Origin of the sequence: Halobacteriovorax sp. JY17, assembly GCF_002753895.1 — a bacterium.
Lineage (GTDB): Bacteria > Bdellovibrionota > Bacteriovoracia > Bacteriovoracales > Bacteriovoracaceae > Halobacteriovorax.
Genome location: NZ_NJER01000001.1, coordinates 1,271,538 through 1,290,653 on the forward strand (window position 1 = coordinate 1,271,538; position 19,116 = coordinate 1,290,653).

Here is a 19,116-nt window from a genome sequence, read left to right on the forward strand (position 1 = left end):
AATAAGAGCATGAATAAGGAATTTCCAGAAGCTATTGAAATACAGCAATTAATTTTGAATAGGCCATCGATTGCAAGTGTAGAAGTCATTCAGACTATCTCATTTAAAGGCTTAGATTATCCTATACACCAATTTAAAGTTGGAAACGCTCCCAACTCCTCTCCTACTCTCGTTCTAGTTGGAGGAGTTCATGGCCTAGAAAAGATTGGCACCCATGTTGTTATCTCTTACCTAAATTTTCTCTTCGAGCAATTAAAATGGAATAAGGATTTACAAAATTTCTTTGATCAATTTAACCTCGTGGCCATTCCCATAGTTAACCCTGTTGGAGTCGCTCACAATAAAAGATCTAATGGTAATGGTATCGACCTTATGAGAAATGCTCCAGTAGATGCGACAACCAAATCGCTCTTTCTCGTAGGTGGTCATAGAATTAGTCATCTCCTCCCTTGGTATAGAGGCAAGAAGAATACTCCTATGCAATTAGAGTCAGAGACTCTTTGCAAAGTTATAAAAGAAATCATTAGTAAAACAAATAAGTGCCTTGTCATTGACTTTCACTCAGGCTTTGGACTTAAAGACAGACTTTGGTATCCCTATGCAAAGAGTTCAGAGACTTTCCCTGCGATCGAGCAAGTTAATAAAATTCAAGAAGTCTTTGATCGAACAATTCCACACCACATTTATCAAATAGAACCCCAATCGGATCAATACACAACCCATGGAGACCTCTGGGATTACTTATTTGATTGGAAGGAAGAGAATTTTAAAGAACATGACTTCATTCCATGGACTCTTGAAATGGGCTCGTGGAATTGGTTAAAGAAGAATCCTATACAAATCTTTTCTAAACTAGGTTTTTTCAATCCCATAAAGAATCATCGCTATGATAGAACGATGAGAAGACATTTATTATTAATTGATTTCTTTTCAAATATAACAAAGAATTGGGAAGTATGGAAAAAGTAAATTGGGTCCTACTGAGAGGACTAGCAAGAGAAAAAGGCCATTGGGTTAACTTTGATACACAAATGAAAGATGCTTTTCAAGGCGAAGTTCTCTGCCTTGATTTACCAGGTGCAGGAGACTCTCTCCACGAAGCCGTTCCTCTAAGTATAAAAGGAATGACTGACTTCATTAGGGCCAAGTGGTTAGTGCAAAGAGGGAATGAAAAGAAGTGGTCACTTCTTGCAATTTCTCTGGGAGGAATGATTGCCATGGATTGGTGTGCGAGGTACCCAAAAGACTTTGAACTACTAGTTACGATTAATTCTTCAACTAAGAAATTATCACTTCCCTTTGAAAGAATATCTCCCCTAGCAATAAAGTCTCTGGCCAAAACAATCTTTATTAATGATCCCCATAAAAGAGAGGAACTTATTCTTAATCTTATTACGAATCATGATAATGTAGATCAATCCATTGCAAAGGAATGGGGAGAGCTTGCAAAGAAGAGACAAATTAAGATTAGTAACTTCTTTAAGCAACTATTTGCTGCTTCAAAATTTAATCTTCCAAAGAAAATTCAAACTCCTTACCTCGTGCTCGCCTCTGAGAATGATCGATTTACAAATTGTAAGTGTTCAAAGAAAATTTCGAAATACTTCAATGTTCCAATTCACCTCCACCCTACTGCTGGACATGACCTCCCCATTGATGATGGAGAATGGATTATTGAGAAGATTAGAGACTTTAAAAAAAGTTAATAACAAGTACTTTCGTAGCGATAAACTTTCTTAATTAGAGTTTTCTGACCCAGAAACTGAGAAATAATTTCACCCGTTTCATCGACATTTAGATTGAGCGTAATTAATTTCTGATGAATATTATTACTAAAACTAACTTCTTTCACCCCATTTCGAGAACGATATTCTATCCGACAGTTTCTATCTTCATCACAGGTAGTATATCTCTCGACCCAAGAACAATCCTCTTGCTCCCTAATAAGCTCCCCTTGAAATATAGTCGTACTGATCTTGGCATACACTCCATACTCTTGCCCTACTTGAGAAGAAGTCAGGCGTATTTCTCCCGCATAATCAGGAAGAGCTTGGTCTTTAGGTATTTTAAAGTCAAAGGAATGGTCTAAATACTCTATAGTAAAGAGTCGCTTAGACTTAAGAACTAAATTTACTGGAACAAGACCAGTAGTTAGCTCAATCTCTTCCCCACCGTCTAATAAGGAGTAGGTAGTAAAATTATGTAACCCACCCTCAAGTGAGTTACACGATTGGAATACAAGAATTAAAAGAAATAATAAATACTTCTGCAATGGATCTTATCTTACAAATGCAAAGCAATTGGCGGAAATAGTTGGTCCATTATTCAAAGGCCCTGTAAAAACCTGTGATGTTTGACTTCTCACTCTACAATTGTAGCGACAATCGAAAGTTCTCTTTGCAAGTTCAACTTGCCCAAATCTATTTCTAAAGTAAATGTCGTAAGTATAATTCATCACACGGATTGGTCTATAAGAATCATTCCACAATTCACAAGTGAGTGTCGGACCATAGATAACATGTCCTTGAATAACTCTACCTCTCGACTTATCAGACTCTACTTCTTCACTAGAAAATGCTTCTACGCAAAGTAGAAGAATACTAAAAACCGCGACTAACCTAATTAGCTTGGCCATATCAAACTCCTTTTTGATTAAATATATATTTATTATGAGAACTAATAGATTAAATGAGAAATGAAAAAAACTGATAAAGCCTCACTTTTGAGAGTGAGGCTTAGAGATTAATTATTGGCATTTACCTTTTTGAACATAGTTATTCTTTATCCGCATAACTTGCTTCTTGCTATACCAATGCTCGTTATGAGGTTCACCGTTAACAGAGAGCCTGTACCAGTTCTTGTTCCTTGAATGATGCTCCACCGTGCATACTGGCTGATTGAGAGAGGCTACATGCCTCTCGGCCAATGCTGGTGAGTTTGAAGCAACATTTCCACTAGAACAAGACGCGAACATTAAACCCATAGCACTAAGTGCTAAAATCTTTTTCATTTTATTCCCCTTGTTTTCTGTAATTGACCTATCGATAATTCAAGAGAAATACTTTAGTATTTTAATCAAATACTCTCGTTTTAATTATTTTTAGAAAAATTTCGCCTTTTTCGTGACCATTATGGTCTTTTAATGTAAATATATTAGGTAATTATCTTTAAATTTATTGTTATATGAGGAATGACTCTATGAGTAATGAGAATGTAAAAGTTTATGAGACATCAATAGTTCCAAAAGGTGAAGTTATGGTTCCCGCCAGAAATCACGAAATGGTGGCGACATCTCTACAAATTGAAGTAGTTCACATTCTGGTATTTTTCATAATCCTCTTTGCTATTTTTGCTGGACTTTGGAAATCTGCGGTTAAGGCCGAGAAAGATGAAGAAAATAGAGCAAACTCTACTGGTTTAAATCACAAGTAAGTTAGAATTCTAGAAAGAAGGTCACTGGCCCATCATTGCCTATAGTGACCTGCATATTTTCCCCAAAAATCCCTTTTTTCACAACGATACTCCGCTCTAATAGATTGCAGAATTTCTCAAAGAAATTATTAGCAAGTTCTGGCTCCATGGAATTATCAAAACTAGGTCTATTGCCTTTCTTTCCAGGCCAAGAGAGTGTGAATTGGCTGACGGCTAAAATTTCTCCACCAGACTTAGATATATTCTCATTCATTCTTCCCTCAGAATCCGAAAAGATTCTTAAATTTAGTATTTTTTCAGCAGCTTTTTGGACTGATTGATCAGTATCACTCTTTTCCATACAAACTAAAAGTACCATTCCCTTAGGAATAGTACCTACGACTTCATTATTTACAGTGACTGAGGATTGGAGTGATCTTTGAACGACTATCTTCATACTTTAACTTAAGAAGCTACTCGGCTCTTTTTATACTTTAACATATCCGAATACTCTTCTTGGAGATTCTTATAATTATCAAATTCACTTTTAACTTTTCTTTGGAGATCCGCCTTCACTTCATCTAAATTCTTGGCTCTAAAAAATTCAAGCTCTTTTGAAAGTTTCTCTTCAACAATTTCATCATTTTCAAGACATTCAAAAATTAATTCGAGCCTCTTTACCTCTTCTACTTTACTTTGAATTTCTTCGATATCTTTCTTCCAATTATTAATTTTTTCCTGAGCTTCCCTAATAGAATTATTAATCTCATTTATTGAGAAATTAAAGCTCTTATGATCTTCTTCAATTTTTATCTTATCTTCGTACTTTGCATTCCTTAGCTCTTGTCTACTATTTTCAATTTTCATCATCAAGCTGTCATATTCTTTAGAGACTGCATTTCTGTTTTCAATCTCAGTTAAAGCTAATCTTAATGCTTGCTCATATTCATCAACTAAGGCCTTTGACTTCTTTAATTCAGCAAGAGGATTTCCCTTCTTATTACTTCCAAGAGAAAGGTTGATTCCTTTATAGTCTGAAGGCTCTCCAAGCATTTCATCAACAATATCTGCCGTATTTGAAATCGTCAGAGTTCTTGTTATTTCTGGAATGTGGAAAGTCTCTATTGGCTCAAAAAAGAAGTAGAATTGCTGTTCACCAAACTTTACCTTATCTTTAAGAGATAATTTCATTTCTTGATTAGGCGAAACTTCGGCACCATTTAGCTTTGTTCGATTTGAAGACTCAAGATCGATGATATAAACATCATCTTTCTTAACGACGACCTTAAAATGCACACCACTCACTCTATGATCGATAACAGAGTAGTCACACTCCTTATTTCTTCCAAAAGTCATATTATCACTTAACTCTATGACTACTTCTTTAGTTGAATCAAAAAAGAATGGTACTGCTTTATCTGACACGGTGGAAATCCTCCCAAATGGTAAAACTAATAATATATCTTATATATTAGTATATAATTCTATCGGTCATTCTCCTGTATAATTTAGAAAAGAATCATAAGACGTTGTTTTTTCATTGATTATTACTAATTGGTAAGCAAAGAACAATTGGCATTACTAAATAAAATACCCTTTTATGTCGATAAACTAAAGAAAAGATATTTCTGGAGAAGTAATGAGATTCCTAACTCTTACACTAATTTTAAATATACTCCTCTTCCAAGTATATGGCGAAGAGCTTGAAGTCGGCCAAATCATTCTCATAAAGGGAGAAGCCAGTGTCCAAAGAAATAATGCAAAGTCTCCACTAAGTAAGGGCTCCTTTCTAAATGAACTTGATATAGTAACAACAGGAGAGAAGTCCCTCATTAAGATTTCATTCTTAGATAGAACTAACCTTATTCTTGGCCCCAATAGTGAGCTTCAAATTAAGAAGTACTCTAAGAAAGATCGAAGAAATATTTTTAATTTTATTAGGGGAAATTTCCGGGCTAAAATTCAAGAAAAGGTTTCAGAAAATCAAAGCGTACAATTTCTAGCGAATCAAGTTTCTGTAGGAGTTAGAGGAACAGAGTTTTTAGCCAATTCCTATATCGCAAATGCCAAAGGTGTTTCAGATGTGGCCCTTTTAGAGGGAAATTTAAAAACAACAATTGCACAGACACAAGAGTTTACTCTAAAAGCTGGAGAGGCCATCAATACCAATACTTATCAACTCTCTAAAGAAGTTAGAAGACTTGATCCTAAAATTGTAGAGAAGTTATTAAGTGACGAACTAAGCCTTCTTCCAAATTTAGCCGATGTCACGGGAAAAATTAAAGAAATGAAAGACCTCTTTCCTGACATAAGCGCCTCCTCTCCCCCTCTTCCAAAAGTAGGAGTTGCGATAGGTAGTGCAACTGGTGCTCTTGGACTAATTCTTGGTGGAAGTGAAGATGAAAAAGAAAAAGAAGAAAAAGAAAAAATTAAAATACAAGAGAGAAGAAACTTAAAGAAAGAGCCTTCTGATATTAGAGATGCAATTCTTAGAAGAGAAGAACTCAGGGCCGATAATCAATGCTTCTACTGGTTTTATAAGTCACTTCCAGGAAGTGGTGAGTTAGAAAGATTTAGAAGAGAGAGAGACTGTGATGAATTTGACTATGATTTATAAAACTCTAACCTTTTTAACTATTACTCTATTTATCACAAGCTGTGGTTCGGCTAAAATTATTCCAACAACTGATACTTGCTCTCTTGAAAAGCACTGGGAAGATAGCCTCTACCAAGTAAAGATCAATGGAAAAAAAATAAACTCTCATTGGTATTTAAAAGAAGATGCTCTAGACATCACTAAGCAATTAGCAAAAGAAAATAAGTGTATGTCTCATTAGATTGAAAGTAGTTGACACTGATCAAGATGAATATCAAAGCGTATAGATCTCTTTAACTCAACCTTATCTGAATGAGTTGCAAGAATTTTAAACTTTTCAATCCCTTCGATTTGAACCCATACCTCAAAGCTTGCGCCCATGTGGATAATCCTCTTTACTTTGCCTTTGTACTTTCCATTTTCAGATATATAACAGGCTTCAGGACGAATGAGAGTATAAGCAAAGTCACCTTCTTTAATTCTTGAATCAAAGCACTTAACTTTAAAGCTGTCTAATTTATTACTTTGCGTATAATTCTCACCTTCTATCTTCAAAACACTTCCGGCCATAAGGTTTACAGAGCCAGTGAAGCTTGCCACCCATGCATCGCTTGGCCTTGTATAGACCTCTCTTGCCGAAGAGTATTGCTTAATTATTCCGTCATTTAAAACCATAATTTTATCAGAATGGGAAAAGGCATCTTCAAGATTGTGAGTCACGATGAGAGCGGAGATTTTTCTCAGTTTTAAAATTTCTACGAGTTCACTCTTAATTTCATCTCTTAGACTTCTATCCAGATTAGCAAAAGGCTCATCCAGAACAAGGAGTTTAGGATGAGTCACGAGGGCCTTTGCCATCTCCACTCTACTCTTTTGACCAGTAGATAATTCACTTGGAAATTTATGGTCTTTATATTGTAGCCCAAAGACCTCAATCATATCTCTAATCGCATGATGTCTCTTCTCTTCATTTTCTTCAATTAAATGAACTCCAATATTCTCAAAGACCGTCTTATTATTATCAAGAGATAGCTCTTGAGGAACATAGGAGAGAGATGCTTTAAAAGAATTTAAATCTCTTCCATCAAGAAATGTAATGTCCCCCTCATCACTTGAAATAATTCCAGCAATCATTTTTACGAGGGTACTCTTTCCAGTCCCACTTGGACCAATAATGCTTACAATTTCGTTACTCATTAATTCAAAAGATAGATCCTCAATCGCCGCAATAGATTTATGATCAAATGATTTTCTTAAATTTCTAACTTGAAGTAATGGCCTCAAAGAATGTCCTTACTAAATTTACAGATTACTGGTTCTACTAATTTCTTATAGTCTTCAATATCTAAGATAAACGACTTTGTCAGTACTCCTGCATTGAATGCGATAGACTTATTGAGAAATATTGATTCGTCTATGTAGAGATCAAAATCTTGTAGAGGTCTTCCAAATGGAGGTAGCGCCCCTTTCACTACTGAGCACTTCTCCATTAACTCTTGCGCATGAGCAAAGCGTAGTTTCTGAGAGCCTAAGATCTTTCTAATTTTATTAGAGTCTGCTTGCAGGGCCGCCGAAATGACAAAGAGTTTAAACCCCTGCTTATCTTTAAAGAGTAGTGTCTTTCCACCAATTTCAATTTTCTCACCGCGAAGCTCTGCCGACATTTCACACGTTTCTGCCGCTGCATGATCAACTTCTTTATAAGTGACTGAATTCTCTTCTAGGAATTTTCTTATTTGCTCTGTCTTATCCATGGCCAAAATTACACAATGGGCCAGAAACTGTAAAGAAGCACTCTAAATTTGACACATTTTAAAAAGAGATGAATAAAGGCAATTACATTTAAGGAGAACAAAATGGTTTCAGATATTTTTAATCCAGAACTTTGGACAGAAGTTCCTGGTTTCAACTTCACAGACATAACTTATCACCGCGCTAAAGACCAAGGTACTGTAAGAATTGCTTTCAACAGACCAGAGGTCAGAAATGCATTTAGACCACAAACTGTAGATGAACTCTATCACGCCCTAGATCACGCGAGAATGAGCTCTGACGTAGGTTGCGTCCTAATCACAGGTAATGGTCCTTCACCTAAAGACGGAGGCTGGGCCTTCTGCTCTGGTGGCGATCAGAGAATCAGAGGAAAGGATGGTTATAAGTATGTTGGCGATGAAGGCCAACAAGATCCAGCAAAACTTGGACGACTTCATATTCTAGAAGTTCAGCGACTCATTAGATTTATGCCTAAGGTTGTTATCGCCGTTGTACCTGGTTGGTCAGTTGGCGGAGGACATTCTCTACACGTGGTTTGCGATATGACTATTGCAAGTAAAGAGCATGCTGTCTTTAAGCAGACAGATCCTGACGTTGGAAGCTTTGACTCTGGTTACGGCTCCGCTTACCTAGCAAGACAATGTGGACAAAAGAGAGCGAGAGAAATTTTCTTCCTAGGTCTTAACTACTCTGCTCAGGAAGCTTTCGATATGGGAATGATTAATAAAGTTGTTCCTCATAACGAACTCGAAGATGTTGCTCTTGAATGGGGAAAATTAATAAACTCTAAATCGCCTACTGCCATGAGAATGTTAAAATTTGGTTTTAACTTATTAGATGACGGTCTAGTTGGTCAGCAGATATTTGCAGGTGAGGCTACAAGGCTCGCTTATGGAACTGATGAGGCCAGAGAAGGAAGAGACGCTTTCCTAGAAAAGAGAGATCAAGACTTCTCAAGCTTTCCTTATCACTTCTAATTTCAAGTAGATAAAAAGTGTTTTGACGCAGATGTTCAATGTAAAGATTATCACCTAATGGCCAAAGAGGGTGATAATCACTACATTTCACTCATGAAAAAAGCCTCACTCTTTTTAATTCTTCCTCTAATTTGTCTTAAGATAAATGCTGGTCCTTTTAAAGTAATCTATGGCGAAGATGATCGCTACGAACCCTTTGAGCTTGAAAATAGTAGAATAGAAGAGGCTTCAAAATCTGTTGCTGCGATTATTTCAAATTATTCCTTAAAGAAAATTGGAGAAAAAACAGAATTAGTTTCTCTAACGTTAGAAGATACAATCGAATATTGCCCAAGCGTACCTTTTAAGAACCAAATTATCTCCGCTTCATGCTCATCTGTTCTTATTGCCCCTGACGTAGTTCTTACGGCGGGTCATTGTATTAAAACTGATTGGGACTGTAATTCAAAATCATTTGTCTTTGATTACAGAATTGATCTACTCGGAGAGAAAGAAGGTCCTTATAAGCGCTACCGAATTCCAAACTCTAATATCTATAAGTGTTCAAAGATTTTAGAGAGAAAGCTAGTTAAAGATGAAACACTAGAAGATTGGGCGATAATAAAATTAGACCGAAAAGTTACTGATAGGACTCCCCTCAACTATAGAAAGTATGGAAAAATGGACCCTGAGACAAAACTTTCACTAATTGGATTTCCAAGTGGCCTTCCTTTAAAGGTGGCAACCAACGGGAAAATAAGAAGCGATATTGCTCCACACTACTTCGTTGCCGAACTAGATGCCTTTCACATGAACTCAGGTTCTCCGGTTGTTAATGAAGAAACTTTAGAAGTCGAAGGAATCCTTGTAAGAGGAGAAAAAGATTTTGTAAATAGACTTGGATGCTACGATCTCATGATCTGCAAAGAGGGAAATTGTCGTGGCGAAGATGTTTCTAGAATTACAACAATTCCTTTTGAAAAGTATATTTATTAAAGAAAGAACTTCACGCCATCAGTCCACTTAAAAGAGTCTACATTATCAGTCGTGACTTCGTGAGCAGAAATCTCTTGAAAATCTTCCATCACCTCAAGACGTTCAACATGAGAGCCCCATGAATTAAGCTCTTTCAATTCTAATAAATCATTTTTAAGCTTGTAAACTTCGTTGGTCTCCCCCTCAACACTACAAGTGACGAGACCTCTATCTTCAGTGTTATTTGTGGCTCCTGCGACCAATCCACGCCTATGACAAGACCTAATAAAGGTCTGCCTAAACATTATTCCCTGAACCTTTCCAAATACTTTAAAACTTTCTTTCATATCACTCACCTTAGCTTTGCTAAATAGTATCAAAGTGTATAAATTTAAGAAATGAATTTAACAAATATCCCCTTACATTCTAGTTGGAAAATATTACTAAAAGATGAATTTAAAAAAGAATATTTTAAAAATTTAGAAAGTTTTCTTACCCAAGAAGAGCAAAACCAAGAAGTTATTTATCCACCAAAAGAAAATATTTTTGAGGCCTTAAATCAAACTCCTTTAAATAAAGTAAGAGTAGTTCTAATCGGGCAAGACCCATATCACGGAGAAGGGCAGGCCCATGGACTTAGCTTCTCCGTTTTAGAGGAAGTTAAAATCCCTCCTTCACTTCGAAATATTTATAAAGAAATTGCTGACGACCTAAAGCTTGAAATTCCACTCCATGGAAATCTTACCAGTTGGGCAAGACAAGGAGTTCTTCTTTTAAATGACGTGCTGACAGTTAGAAAATCTGAAGCGGCTTCTCATCAAAAGAAAGGATGGGAAATATTCACGAACAAAATCATTGAGCTCGTTGATAGTGAGTGCGAGAATGTCGTGTTCATTCTCTGGGGAAGCGGCGCTCAAAAGAAAGCAAAGAAAGTAGATACAACAAAGCATTTTATTATAAAGTCTGTTCACCCCTCTCCTCTATCGTCTTATAGAGGCTTCTTTGGCAGTAAACCTTTTTCACAATGTAATCACTATTTAAGAACTAATGGCTTAGAAGAAATTAATTGGAATATTAATGATAACAACAAATAAATTAACGAAGAGCTTCAAGAGCTATAAAAAGAAACCTGGCTTTATGGGTTCTGTCGAATCTCTCTACAAAAGAGATTACACTCTAAAAAATGCAGTCGAAGGTTTTGACCTAGACATACCAAGTGGACAAATTGTTGGGTTACTCGGGCCAAATGGTGCGGGAAAAACAACTCTGATGAAAATGTTTACGGGAATTATAGTTCCCTCAAACGGAGAGATAAACGTTCTAGGACATAATCCAAGCGAGAGAGAGAAATCTTTTAGAAAGAAAATAGCCCTCGTGATGGGACAGAAGTCTCAGCTTTGGTGGGATATTCCTGCAATGGACTCCTTTCTTCTTTTGCAAAAGTATTATGAAATTCCAGAAGAGGAATTTAAAATAAAAATTGAGCACATGAGTAGAATTTTAAAAGTCAAAGATCTCTTGCATATTCACGTGCGAAAACTCTCCCTTGGAGAGAGAATGAAAATGGAACTCATGGCCTCTCTTCTCCACTCTCCAGAGGTAATCTTCTTAGACGAGCCCACTATTGGACTAGATCTTGTAGCACAGGAGAGCATTAGACAATTTATAAAAGATTATCACCAAAAGAATAAGTGTACGATAATTCTAACTTCTCACTATATGGCCGACGTGCAAGAGCTCTGTTCTCGAATTGTTCTCATTCTCGGAGGGAAGAAGGCCTACGATGGCGCTATAGAAGAATTTGAAAATATACTCGGGCATGAAAAGAGAGTTTCTTTTCACTTTAAGAATTCTGTAGATAAAACAAGCTCTCTCTTTTCGAATTATAGACCTGAGTGGAGCCTTTCAGATTTAAAAGTTGAACTCTTAATTCCTGAAGAAGAACTTAGATCAGCTAGCTCAAAGATTATTCAAGAATTTGAAGTGACAGATTTTAATACGGAAATTCTTCCCATAGAAAAAGTGATGAAGACCTTAATCGAAAATCCAGAGATACTCAGTGATAAGTAACTTCCCTAACCTATCTAAGTGGCTTCAGACAATCCGTATTTCGTGGTCCACACAAACTGCTTACAGGTTTAATTTCTTTCTACAAGTGATTGGCCCCTCACTAGTATTCTTCTTTATAAAGTATAATCTCTGGTCTTCTATTTATAATGGGACTCAAGATCTAATCATACAAGGCTACTCTTTTTCTCAAATGATTAACTATCACGCCTGGAGTTTAGTGGTTTCTCTCATTGCAGGAGGATACGCCTCCCATAACCTTGCAGAAGATATACGAATGGGAAGAATTTCTACTTACTTAATTTATCCATTTAATTTTTGGGAATTTCATACGGCTTCATTTATTTCATTTCAATTCTTACAGACTTTTATTTCAGGAATAACGATTCTCTCAATATTCTTACTAGGAATTTTTGAAAGTATTACCCTAGTAACTTTATTCAATGGCTACATCTTTTGCTTTCTTGTTAGCCTTATGTGGTTCACCCTTCAATATATGACGGGAATTCTCTCATTTTGGCTTGAGGAAACTTGGATACTCAGAGTACTCCTTCAAATTATGTCTGCATTTCTCTCTGGAGCTATTCTCCCACTAGAACTTTATCCTGCATGGGCAGTGAAAATTTTAAATTACACTCCATTTCCTTATCTGAGCTACTACCCGATTAAGATCTTTCAAGGAAAACTTCCTCTTCTAACGACGGCTCCACTTATTATCATTGGCTGGACAATACTCTTTGCTCTTATTAATAAGTTGATTTGGAAAAGAGGAATGAAACTCTATACTGCGGCGGGAATGTGATAAGAGAAATCAGACACCACTTAAGTGTGTACAGAAAGTTTGTTAGCACTAGCTTTTCTCAGTCAATGAGTTTTAGATTAAATTTCTTTCTACTTATATTGATGGATATTTTCTTCTACTTCTCAAGCCTAATGACAGTCAGCTTCATCTTTGATCATGTTCAAACTATTGGCCCATGGAATAAAGACCAACTCATGTTCTTCATTTCATTTATGTTGTGTATTGATCACCTTCACATGACTCTAATTAGTGAAAGTTTTTGGGTTCTATCTAGAGATATAAAATCAGGAAATATGGACTTTACTATTTTAAAGCCTATCAGCTCTATCTTCACCTGCTTCTTTAGACATATAAGAACATCGAGTATTTGTAATACTGCTGTCGTCTGGGCCTGTCTCATCTACTTCGGAAGAAGAGTTGAGCTAGATCTCATCTCTTGGATCTCACTACCCGCACTTGTCTTATTAGGCTTTACCTTACTTGCAATTCTAGAATTCATAATTTCAACAAGTATGTTTTGGATGACAGAAGGCATGGGTATTAATTTTCTACGAATGCAATTTCAAAATTTAAGTCGGTGGCCTAACTTTATTTACTCTTCACTCTCACGAAAAGTTTTCACAATCGCAGTGCCAATACTTTTGATTGGCTCAGCTCCCGTACACTTTCTCTTTGATCACTCCGCATGGGATTATTTAATCTATCTCATCATAGCGATCATAATTAGTTTCGGAGTCTTACAATTTATTTGGAAAAAGGCAATTAATCAATATGAGTCAGCTTCAAGCTAGGTCTTATATGGGGCCTCGGGCACGATATGCGCTGCTAATTTGTACCCGAGGCCTTAATGAGGATTGCTCCTCAAGATAAAATTAATTTTTGTGAAAAACTTCTATATCTAATATTTAGCAGGATAATCCACCGCATACAAGAGAAACAACTTAAAGATTTCTTGATAATTATGAGATTTGACTATCTAAATAGCTGATTATTCATATAATCTTTAATATACATCTTAAGTTTATCTATACTTCATTCACACTTTCTCACTAAGATTGGCATATAAGGGGGTTTCTATGACAGTACCAAAGAAACTTACAGCATACGTAGACTCCAAGAAAGTGAAGTATTCACACATACTACACCCCGCAGCATACACAGCAGAAGATGTTGCTCACTCCATCCATTGTCCCAAACATCAACTTGCAAAAGTTATCGCTATTCATGCTGATGACAGAGAATACCTTGCGATACTCCCGGCCAGTGACAAGTTAGATATAGCACATCTTGAAATGGAACTAGGAGCAAAGCATGTCACCTTATTTTCAGAGACAGAATTAAAGACAGCATTCAATGACTGCGAAATAGGAACAACTCCTATCTTTGGTCATCTCTATGGAATGGATATTATAGCTTCGACGAGCCTACTAGAAGATTCGGAAATCTACTTCAATGCTGGCACACATACTGATGCAATGAAATGTTCGCTAGAGGATTTTATCAGAATTGAAAGACCCGTGTTCGCAAATATATCTAAGCTGCACAAGGACAACTTTGTCTGTAAAGACCTAGATTACTAGCCTTTTCGTGACAATTTCCCCTAAGTATGGAAAAATATCTCCAAAGGGGAAATTATGTCACAAGAACTCGATAACTTTAAAGAACAAGTTTTAAAAAACCTGCGCAATCACGGATATCCAGAAAAGAGTATTTCTTTTCCTTTAGAGAAAATGTACGAAGTTGCAGACAATAAAGGACTCAGTTTCAATAAAGTTTTAGATGTATTGAAAGAGGAAGGTCATCATAGTGAACTTACTGTAGACAAGGTAGTTTTCTATAAGTTTGAAGATGAGGTTCTTGATGATAACTTCATGAATCAGGCCCAAGATATGATGGCGAATATGACTCCAGAGCAACTTGAATCTATTCAAGAAATGATTCTTGGTATGAGCCAAGAAGATAAAGAGAACCTTTTAAAGAAAGGTAAAGATATGGGGATAATCTAAATTATCCTCTATGAAATACTTCTATAATATTGAACTCTTTTACGATGGCCAAAACTACTTTGGCTGGCAAAAACAAAAAGAGTTCAATACCATTCAAGGGACTCTTGAAAAATCCCTTAAAGAAATTACAACTTCAAAGAAAATTAGAACTATGGGTTCTAGTAGGACAGATACGGGAGTTCATTCTAGAGCAAATATTTGCTTTGTCCAAATAGAAGAAGACTTCAAACCTATTGATCTACTCGAAGGGCTCAATAGAACTCTCCCCAATGATATAAGAGTGAAGCGTTGTGAAAGAACTTATAATCACTTCAAGGTCATCTACTTTGCGAGTAAGAAAGAATACGTCTATATTTTTAAAAATGAAAAAAAAGATTTAGAGTCTCCCTACTTTCATAATATTCAAGAGAAATTAGACTTAGAAAAAATGCAGGAAGCCGCAAAGTTATTTGTCGGTACTCACGACTTCACAAACTTCTGTTTTAAGGCCGCAAAGAATTCAGAGAAAGTAAGAGAAATATATCGCTGTGAAATTGTAGAGGACCAAAGAATTATACAAGAGAATGACTGTGCTCATTCTTTTGCCTTAATCATCGAAGGAAGTGGGTTTCTAAAACAGATGGTTCGAATAATCATGGGAACTCTTATCAATATTGGTCTTGGAAAAACTAGTACAGAAGATATTCTTGAGTCTCTTCAAACGACAGAGTTTAGAAAGACAGGATTTATTAGTCCAGGCTCAGGACTCTACTTAAATAGAATAGACTTTATACGTGACCCCTTTAAAGGGCTTAAGTCAAAGAAGAAGAAAAATGAAGAGATTCAATAAATTCATTAATAATTTATTTTTTTTAAAGAATGCTCCAGAAGTTTTTGCAAGAACTTACATGGACATTAATAAGTCAAAATCTTATAAATCCTACTGCCAAGAACTCCACGGCGTAGACTTCTCCTGCTGGAATACTCTGAGTGTAAATCAGAGAGAATTCCTAGAAGAAGAACTTCAAAGAATGAAGCCTTCCACTCTCTTAGATATTGGTAGTGGTAATGGGGAGTTGACGAAGTACTTAAGCTCTAAGTTTCAACTAACTGCAACGGGTATTGATTTCTCAATATGCCCAGAGAAAACAAAGTCGGCCCAATTTATAAGAGGAAAATTTCTAGAACACTCTTTTTCTTCCAAATATTCTACTATTATACTCATTGATTCATTCTATATGATTAATAATTACAAGAAGTACTTTAAGAAGCTACTTAGTCTCCTCGATTCTCATGGAAAAATTATCATCATCTTCACATTAACCATGGAAGAATTTGAGAATTCAAAAGTTTTAAAAGCAATAAAAAGTCTACATTTAGAATACTCTCTTACAGATTTTACGAAAGATGACTTCAACTTTTGGAAGTCCTCTAAAGATCTCTTAGAAAAATATAATGACTTATTTGTAGATGAAGGTTATTTCAATCTCTGGAATATAAAAAACAAAGAAGCCGACAAAAACATTCAACTACATGATACTTGTAATACTAGTCGCTTAGCTCTTATTATTAAGAGAGGCTAATTTTTCTATCTCAAAGAACCCCCCCTCTCATTGTATACTTCTACTAAGGAGTTACCTATGAGTACAATCGATAGCAATTACGACCATTCCCAAGAAATCAGACAGCTCGAATCAAGAAGAAGAGAGCAATTTGACGAACTCAAAAATAGCTACGAAGAACAACTCGACTCTAAAGAGATTGCACATGATGATAAAGTTAATAATATTGTGGATACCTACGAAGAAGACAGAATTAATACGGCAAAGTCTTATGATGTTCAATTAGGGGGTGCCAGTAATGATATTAAAGAAAAAATTGTAGAAATCAAAGCAAGACATAAGAAAGAAATTGATGAACTCAAAGAAGGATTTAAAGAAGAGAGAATTCAAAGTAGAAATGAATTTAGAACTGAACTTCAAAGAGTGAGTAAGAACTTCCAAGAAATTTTAGAAAAGAAAGATCACGAGTTAAATCAAGTGAAACTTACTAATTCAAAACGTCTTGAAAAATCTAGTAAGAGAAATCTTAAAGATATTACAAGTATCAACGAAAGCTATAAAGAAAAAATCGATGAGCTCCAGCAAAAACAAAAAATCGAAATCGAGCGTCTGGCCAAGAGATATAAAGGATTAGCCTAATAGTAGATCCCTACTCCAAAGAGATAGCTCTGATAGGTCGCCTTGTTAATATTTTCAATGTCGCTGAAGTGGGTCCCTTCTAATTTTATAGAAATTCTTTTAGAAATATTTGAACTCAACTGTAATTTCGTTTGTAAATAATCTCTATGAATCTTCTCTTTAGCTTCTAAGAGCGAGTAAAAGTAACTACTCTCCAAGATTAATTTCGTTTGAAAGAGATTCACCCCAATATTAATTTTCACATTAGGTCCAACTTTAAGTTTATTTTTAAAGCTACTATGTCCCTCTATTCGCGCTCCAGTTAAAATACTAAAGAGAAAGTACTCACTATGCTTAGAAAGCCCCATATCCAAATTAAAACTTCCCTTATAAGAGTTTATCTTTCCCTCTTCGTATAGAGGAGTCGCCCTTAAATCTAGACTCCACGAAGTATTGGTATCTAGAAATTTAAAATCGGGTAAGCTTTGAATTTCAGCAAATAGAAATTCATTTAGGACTAAATCTTTTTGACTATGATTAAACTTTGCACTCAATTTAAATAATTCTATATGCGACCAAGGCTCATAACCTTCAGAGGGATCAATAAGAGCATGAAATGTCGGTCTAAAAGTTAGAATGCTAGTCTTTGATGAACCTTCCTTTCCATACATCAAATCAATTCGTCCAGGAAGATGTCCCTCCTCTGGAGCTGAAGGCGTCTTCGCAGTAATCTCTTTTGACTTTCCTTTCTTAGAACTAAGAGAGAGTATTCTTTTTTGGGCCTGCTGAAATTCACTAGAAACCTTATTCTCATGATCATGTCTTATGTAATCGTAGTAGTGAACTAGAGAGCTAAGGGTTTCTCTATCTCCAATCTCTGACTCTTCATCTAGAATTTTAGAAAAGCTATCCCTTTGTAAATTGCTTAAAGAATCGTATGATGCAAAGAATTGCTTTCTAAGAGAAGGATAATAAGAAGTTTTTTCTACTAAGTGACTATCAACTAGAACGCGAAGAAAATCAGTAGGAAGCGAGTATCCACTCATCTTCTTATCAAGATCAATATTAGTCACAAGACTTAGAATTCGGACTAAGACGGAAGTACAATTCTCATCAAAGAAGTAATAGTCAAAATTAGCATTGGCATAGAGCTCCCATATATGATTAACAAGTGCATCTACTTGGGGCTTAGTAAGACTCAATTGATAATCCCAAATATCTCTCGACTCTACTTTAGAATATTCTCTTAGAGTTTGATAGAAAGGTTGAACATCAACTATTCCCTTGTAGCCTCCAAAGAGACCTTTTATAGCATAGAGAAGCCCTGGCTTATCATCGGCCTTAGCAGAGAAGGCCACCACGTAGTTGAACATATCCTTACTTAGTGACTCATTTCCTTTCTTATTAAATTTTAAAAAAGTATGACCAAACATAGACGAGGGATTATTTACAAAAGAAGAAGCAAAGACAAGAGAGAGACTCTCCCCTACAACTGCACTCTTCCATCTTTTAAAGTGAGGACACTTTGGACTTTTGAAATTTATTTCTGGAAAATTCTTCTTTATAAAATTAAAGCGCTCAGGAAACGCGCATTGAGCGGGGATTTTCTGGGGAGTATAAGTATTTTCAATACTTTTGAATGCTTTAATATTAGCAGCAAGCTCTTTGGCTAAATCATGCTTTCCATTCTTTGCAAGAAAGAAACTCTCAGAGTCAGCAAGAGACTCAGTTTTAAAAAAACCACCCTGAAAGTGAATTAATCCTTTCCAGTACTTGAATGTTGAAACTTTTTGAATTTTATCTTGAAGTAAATCACTGGCCCTTAGATTCAATGAATTGAGGGCCAGTGTTATAAAAAGTGATATTCTTAGATAATTTGACAATTTCTTGAAAGCTCCTGATCACCTTGAACAGTCTGAAGAATATTCTTTAGAGCTGTTGTTGGAGTCGTTGATAATTCAGGATAAATCTTATCAAAGTTTTTTTGAATTTTTGAATTAAATTCAACAGAATTTCCACAACCAATAAGTCCAGAGAAAGCTGTCAGGTAGCTTCCCTTTCCAAGAGCGATTTCTTTTTGGAGTTGGTAGTAATTTGATTCTGCAAAGTGAATGATCTTACTCTCATTCTTTACAATACTGTGTTGCGCACATCCTGAAGTTCCAAAAGTCATTCCAATTGTACTTGAAAATGTTGCGTTGATAAAAGTTCTCGTGAATGATGAAATAAGAGAGTTCTTCTTTAGTACGGCCCAACCAAGCCCACAACCAGACGATGAATCTCCAGCAAACGCGTGTGTAGAAATAAGTAGAGCACCGATAAGTAGTATTTTTTTCATTTTTCCTCCGTGAAAAAATAATTCCTTAGAAAT

The 19,116-nt window shown here is 35.8% G+C and carries 26 protein-coding genes; 16 read left to right on the top strand and 10 right to left on the bottom strand.

All coding sequences use genetic code 11. The annotated features are described in order from the left end of the window. Nucleotides 1-9 precede the first annotated feature (9 nt). Complete coding sequence (locus tag CES88_RS05735) at nucleotides 10-969, top strand: M14 family zinc carboxypeptidase (RefSeq protein WP_290732246.1); 960 nt, start codon at nucleotides 10-12, stop codon at nucleotides 967-969. Next, nucleotides 957-1,706, top strand: a complete 750-nt coding sequence (locus CES88_RS05740; protein WP_290732249.1) for an alpha/beta hydrolase — start codon at nucleotides 957-959, stop codon at nucleotides 1,704-1,706. The genes CES88_RS05735 and CES88_RS05740 overlap by 13 nt, the downstream gene beginning before the upstream one ends. Here CES88_RS05740 and CES88_RS05745 read toward each other — a convergent pair. The 3 genes from CES88_RS05745 to CES88_RS05755 all read right to left on the bottom strand — a co-directional run bounded on the left by CES88_RS05745 (nucleotide 1,703) and on the right by CES88_RS05755 (nucleotide 3,010). Further along, nucleotides 1,703-2,272, bottom strand: a complete 570-nt coding sequence (locus CES88_RS05745) for a hypothetical protein (protein WP_290732252.1) — start codon at nucleotides 2,270-2,272, stop codon at nucleotides 1,703-1,705. The genes CES88_RS05740 and CES88_RS05745 overlap by 4 nt on opposite strands. A gap of 6 nt (nucleotides 2,273-2,278) precedes the next feature. Beyond that, nucleotides 2,279-2,635: a hypothetical protein gene (locus CES88_RS05750; protein WP_290732255.1), complete on the bottom strand. Its 357-nt coding sequence runs from the start codon at nucleotides 2,633-2,635 to the stop codon at nucleotides 2,279-2,281. A gap of 111 nt (nucleotides 2,636-2,746) precedes the next feature. Beyond that, nucleotides 2,747-3,010, bottom strand: coding sequence for a hypothetical protein (locus tag CES88_RS05755; RefSeq protein ID WP_290732257.1), 264 nt, complete (start codon nucleotides 3,008-3,010; stop codon nucleotides 2,747-2,749). Between the two features lie 188 nt (nucleotides 3,011-3,198). Between CES88_RS05755 and CES88_RS05760 the strand changes: the two genes are divergently transcribed. Next, nucleotides 3,199-3,432 (top strand): hypothetical protein, encoded by a 234-nt coding sequence (locus CES88_RS05760; RefSeq protein ID WP_290732260.1) that lies wholly within the window; start codon nucleotides 3,199-3,201, stop codon nucleotides 3,430-3,432. Between the two features lies 1 nt (nucleotide 3,433). Here CES88_RS05760 and dtd read toward each other — a convergent pair whose 3' ends face one another. Both dtd and CES88_RS05770 read right to left on the bottom strand, forming a co-directional pair. Beyond that, nucleotides 3,434-3,868: a D-aminoacyl-tRNA deacylase gene (gene dtd, locus CES88_RS05765; RefSeq protein ID WP_290732262.1), complete on the bottom strand. Its 435-nt coding sequence runs from the start codon at nucleotides 3,866-3,868 to the stop codon at nucleotides 3,434-3,436. An 8-nt stretch (nucleotides 3,869-3,876) separates the two neighbouring features. Then, on the bottom strand, nucleotides 3,877-4,836 hold the full coding sequence (locus CES88_RS05770; RefSeq protein WP_290732265.1) for an FHA domain-containing protein: 960 nt from the start codon (nucleotides 4,834-4,836) through the stop codon (nucleotides 3,877-3,879). Between the two features lie 214 nt (nucleotides 4,837-5,050). Between CES88_RS05770 and CES88_RS05775 the strand changes: the two genes are divergently transcribed. Both CES88_RS05775 and CES88_RS05780 read left to right on the top strand, forming a co-directional pair. Continuing rightward, the gene (locus tag CES88_RS05775; protein ID WP_290732268.1) at nucleotides 5,051-6,028 is read left to right on the top strand and encodes a FecR family protein; all 978 of its coding nucleotides are present in this window, start codon (nucleotides 5,051-5,053) and stop codon (nucleotides 6,026-6,028) included. Beyond that, a complete protein-coding gene (locus CES88_RS05780) occupies nucleotides 6,018-6,248 on the top strand; it encodes a hypothetical protein (RefSeq protein ID WP_290732271.1) in 231 nt (76 codons plus the stop codon). The genes CES88_RS05775 and CES88_RS05780 overlap by 11 nt, the downstream gene beginning before the upstream one ends. Here CES88_RS05780 and CES88_RS05785 read toward each other — a convergent pair. Continuing rightward, on the bottom strand, nucleotides 6,245-7,291 hold the full coding sequence (locus CES88_RS05785; RefSeq protein WP_290732274.1) for an ABC transporter ATP-binding protein: 1,047 nt from the start codon (nucleotides 7,289-7,291) through the stop codon (nucleotides 6,245-6,247). The two genes, CES88_RS05780 and CES88_RS05785, sit on opposite strands and share 4 nt — an antisense overlap. Continuing rightward, complete coding sequence (locus CES88_RS05790; protein ID WP_290732277.1) at nucleotides 7,288-7,761, bottom strand: YbaK/EbsC family protein; 474 nt, start codon at nucleotides 7,759-7,761, stop codon at nucleotides 7,288-7,290. Before CES88_RS05790 ends, CES88_RS05785 begins: the two co-directional genes overlap by 4 nt. A 102-nt stretch (nucleotides 7,762-7,863) precedes the next feature. On the opposite strand from CES88_RS05790, the gene CES88_RS05795 reads away from it, so the two are divergent. After that, nucleotides 7,864-8,757 carry a 1,4-dihydroxy-2-naphthoyl-CoA synthase gene (locus tag CES88_RS05795; RefSeq protein WP_290732280.1) on the top strand — a complete coding sequence of 298 codons (894 nt, stop codon included), beginning with the start codon at nucleotides 7,864-7,866 and terminating at the stop codon, nucleotides 8,755-8,757. Nucleotides 8,758-8,850: 93 nt separating this feature from the next. Next, nucleotides 8,851-9,732, top strand: a complete 882-nt coding sequence (locus tag CES88_RS05800; RefSeq protein WP_290732283.1) for a serine protease — start codon at nucleotides 8,851-8,853, stop codon at nucleotides 9,730-9,732. On the opposite strand, the gene CES88_RS05805 is transcribed toward CES88_RS05800, so the two are convergent. Then, complete coding sequence (locus tag CES88_RS05805; protein WP_290732286.1) at nucleotides 9,729-10,058, bottom strand: acylphosphatase; 330 nt, start codon at nucleotides 10,056-10,058, stop codon at nucleotides 9,729-9,731. The genes CES88_RS05800 and CES88_RS05805 overlap by 4 nt on opposite strands. Before the next feature lie 51 nt (nucleotides 10,059-10,109). On the opposite strand from CES88_RS05805, the gene ung reads away from it, so the two are divergent. The 9 genes from ung to CES88_RS05850 all read left to right on the top strand — a co-directional run bounded on the left by ung (nucleotide 10,110) and on the right by CES88_RS05850 (nucleotide 16,766). Beyond that, complete coding sequence (gene ung, locus CES88_RS05810) at nucleotides 10,110-10,805, top strand: uracil-DNA glycosylase (protein ID WP_290732288.1); 696 nt, start codon at nucleotides 10,110-10,112, stop codon at nucleotides 10,803-10,805. Next, the gene (locus CES88_RS05815) at nucleotides 10,789-11,781 is read left to right on the top strand and encodes an ATP-binding cassette domain-containing protein (protein ID WP_290732290.1); all 993 of its coding nucleotides are present in this window, start codon (nucleotides 10,789-10,791) and stop codon (nucleotides 11,779-11,781) included. Before ung ends, CES88_RS05815 begins: the two co-directional genes overlap by 17 nt. An 85-nt stretch (nucleotides 11,782-11,866) precedes the next feature. Beyond that, nucleotides 11,867-12,580: an ABC-2 family transporter protein gene (locus CES88_RS05820; protein WP_290733275.1), complete on the top strand. Its 714-nt coding sequence runs from the start codon at nucleotides 11,867-11,869 to the stop codon at nucleotides 12,578-12,580. Nucleotides 12,581-12,645: 65 nt separating this feature from the next. Then, nucleotides 12,646-13,371 (top strand): ABC-2 family transporter protein, encoded by a 726-nt coding sequence (locus CES88_RS05825; RefSeq protein ID WP_290732293.1) that lies wholly within the window; start codon nucleotides 12,646-12,648, stop codon nucleotides 13,369-13,371. A 285-nt stretch (nucleotides 13,372-13,656) separates the two neighbouring features. Then, nucleotides 13,657-14,160 carry a YbaK/EbsC family protein gene (locus tag CES88_RS05830; protein ID WP_290732296.1) on the top strand — a complete coding sequence of 168 codons (504 nt, stop codon included), beginning with the start codon at nucleotides 13,657-13,659 and terminating at the stop codon, nucleotides 14,158-14,160. A 54-nt stretch (nucleotides 14,161-14,214) separates the two neighbouring features. Then, entirely contained in the window at nucleotides 14,215-14,586 is a 372-nt protein-coding gene (locus CES88_RS05835; protein WP_290732299.1) for a hypothetical protein, read from the top strand. 10 nt (nucleotides 14,587-14,596) lie between these two features. Next, nucleotides 14,597-15,415 carry a tRNA pseudouridine(38-40) synthase TruA gene (gene truA / locus CES88_RS05840; protein WP_290732302.1) on the top strand — a complete coding sequence of 273 codons (819 nt, stop codon included), beginning with the start codon at nucleotides 14,597-14,599 and terminating at the stop codon, nucleotides 15,413-15,415. Then, on the top strand, nucleotides 15,399-16,148 hold the full coding sequence (locus tag CES88_RS05845) for a methyltransferase domain-containing protein (protein WP_290732305.1): 750 nt from the start codon (nucleotides 15,399-15,401) through the stop codon (nucleotides 16,146-16,148). Before truA ends, CES88_RS05845 begins: the two co-directional genes overlap by 17 nt. 57 nt (nucleotides 16,149-16,205) lie before the next feature. Then, nucleotides 16,206-16,766, top strand: coding sequence for a hypothetical protein (locus CES88_RS05850; RefSeq protein WP_290732308.1), 561 nt, complete (start codon nucleotides 16,206-16,208; stop codon nucleotides 16,764-16,766). On the opposite strand, the gene CES88_RS05855 is transcribed toward CES88_RS05850, so the two are convergent. After that, nucleotides 16,763-18,628: a DUF4105 domain-containing protein gene (locus tag CES88_RS05855; RefSeq protein ID WP_290732311.1), complete on the bottom strand. Its 1,866-nt coding sequence runs from the start codon at nucleotides 18,626-18,628 to the stop codon at nucleotides 16,763-16,765. The genes CES88_RS05850 and CES88_RS05855 overlap by 4 nt on opposite strands. Then, complete coding sequence (locus tag CES88_RS05860; protein ID WP_290732314.1) at nucleotides 18,613-19,083, bottom strand: DUF3015 domain-containing protein; 471 nt, start codon at nucleotides 19,081-19,083, stop codon at nucleotides 18,613-18,615. The genes CES88_RS05855 and CES88_RS05860 overlap by 16 nt, the downstream gene beginning before the upstream one ends. Between the last annotated feature and the right edge of the window lie 33 nt (nucleotides 19,084-19,116).

What these genes read in the sequence shown, in the direction of transcription:
- CES88_RS05735 (WP_290732246.1), top strand. Translation starts at nt 10, where the DNA reads ATGAATAAGGAATTTCCAGAAGCTATTGAAATACAGCAATTAATTTTG.
- CES88_RS05740 (WP_290732249.1), top strand. Translation starts at nt 957, where the DNA reads ATGGAAAAAGTAAATTGGGTCCTACTGAGAGGACTAGCAAGAGAAAAA.
- CES88_RS05750 (WP_290732255.1), bottom strand. Translation starts at nt 2,635, where the DNA reads ATGGCCAAGCTAATTAGGTTAGTCGCGGTTTTTAGTATTCTTCTACTT.
- CES88_RS05755 (WP_290732257.1), bottom strand. Translation starts at nt 3,010, where the DNA reads ATGAAAAAGATTTTAGCACTTAGTGCTATGGGTTTAATGTTCGCGTCT.
- CES88_RS05760 (WP_290732260.1), top strand. Translation starts at nt 3,199, where the DNA reads ATGAGTAATGAGAATGTAAAAGTTTATGAGACATCAATAGTTCCAAAA.
- dtd (WP_290732262.1), bottom strand. Translation starts at nt 3,868, where the DNA reads ATGAAGATAGTCGTTCAAAGATCACTCCAATCCTCAGTCACTGTAAAT.
- CES88_RS05775 (WP_290732268.1), top strand. Translation starts at nt 5,051, where the DNA reads ATGAGATTCCTAACTCTTACACTAATTTTAAATATACTCCTCTTCCAA.
- CES88_RS05780 (WP_290732271.1), top strand. Translation starts at nt 6,018, where the DNA reads ATGATTTATAAAACTCTAACCTTTTTAACTATTACTCTATTTATCACA.
- CES88_RS05790 (WP_290732277.1), bottom strand. Translation starts at nt 7,761, where the DNA reads ATGGATAAGACAGAGCAAATAAGAAAATTCCTAGAAGAGAATTCAGTC.
- CES88_RS05795 (WP_290732280.1), top strand. Translation starts at nt 7,864, where the DNA reads ATGGTTTCAGATATTTTTAATCCAGAACTTTGGACAGAAGTTCCTGGT.
- CES88_RS05800 (WP_290732283.1), top strand. Translation starts at nt 8,851, where the DNA reads ATGAAAAAAGCCTCACTCTTTTTAATTCTTCCTCTAATTTGTCTTAAG.
- CES88_RS05805 (WP_290732286.1), bottom strand. Translation starts at nt 10,058, where the DNA reads ATGAAAGAAAGTTTTAAAGTATTTGGAAAGGTTCAGGGAATAATGTTT.
- ung (WP_290732288.1), top strand. Translation starts at nt 10,110, where the DNA reads ATGAATTTAACAAATATCCCCTTACATTCTAGTTGGAAAATATTACTA.
- CES88_RS05815 (WP_290732290.1), top strand. Translation starts at nt 10,789, where the DNA reads ATGATAACAACAAATAAATTAACGAAGAGCTTCAAGAGCTATAAAAAG.
- CES88_RS05825 (WP_290732293.1), top strand. Translation starts at nt 12,646, where the DNA reads ATGAGTTTTAGATTAAATTTCTTTCTACTTATATTGATGGATATTTTC.
- CES88_RS05830 (WP_290732296.1), top strand. Translation starts at nt 13,657, where the DNA reads ATGACAGTACCAAAGAAACTTACAGCATACGTAGACTCCAAGAAAGTG.
- CES88_RS05835 (WP_290732299.1), top strand. Translation starts at nt 14,215, where the DNA reads ATGTCACAAGAACTCGATAACTTTAAAGAACAAGTTTTAAAAAACCTG.
- truA (WP_290732302.1), top strand. Translation starts at nt 14,597, where the DNA reads ATGAAATACTTCTATAATATTGAACTCTTTTACGATGGCCAAAACTAC.
- CES88_RS05845 (WP_290732305.1), top strand. Translation starts at nt 15,399, where the DNA reads ATGAAGAGATTCAATAAATTCATTAATAATTTATTTTTTTTAAAGAAT.
- CES88_RS05850 (WP_290732308.1), top strand. Translation starts at nt 16,206, where the DNA reads ATGAGTACAATCGATAGCAATTACGACCATTCCCAAGAAATCAGACAG.
- CES88_RS05860 (WP_290732314.1), bottom strand. Translation starts at nt 19,083, where the DNA reads ATGAAAAAAATACTACTTATCGGTGCTCTACTTATTTCTACACACGCG.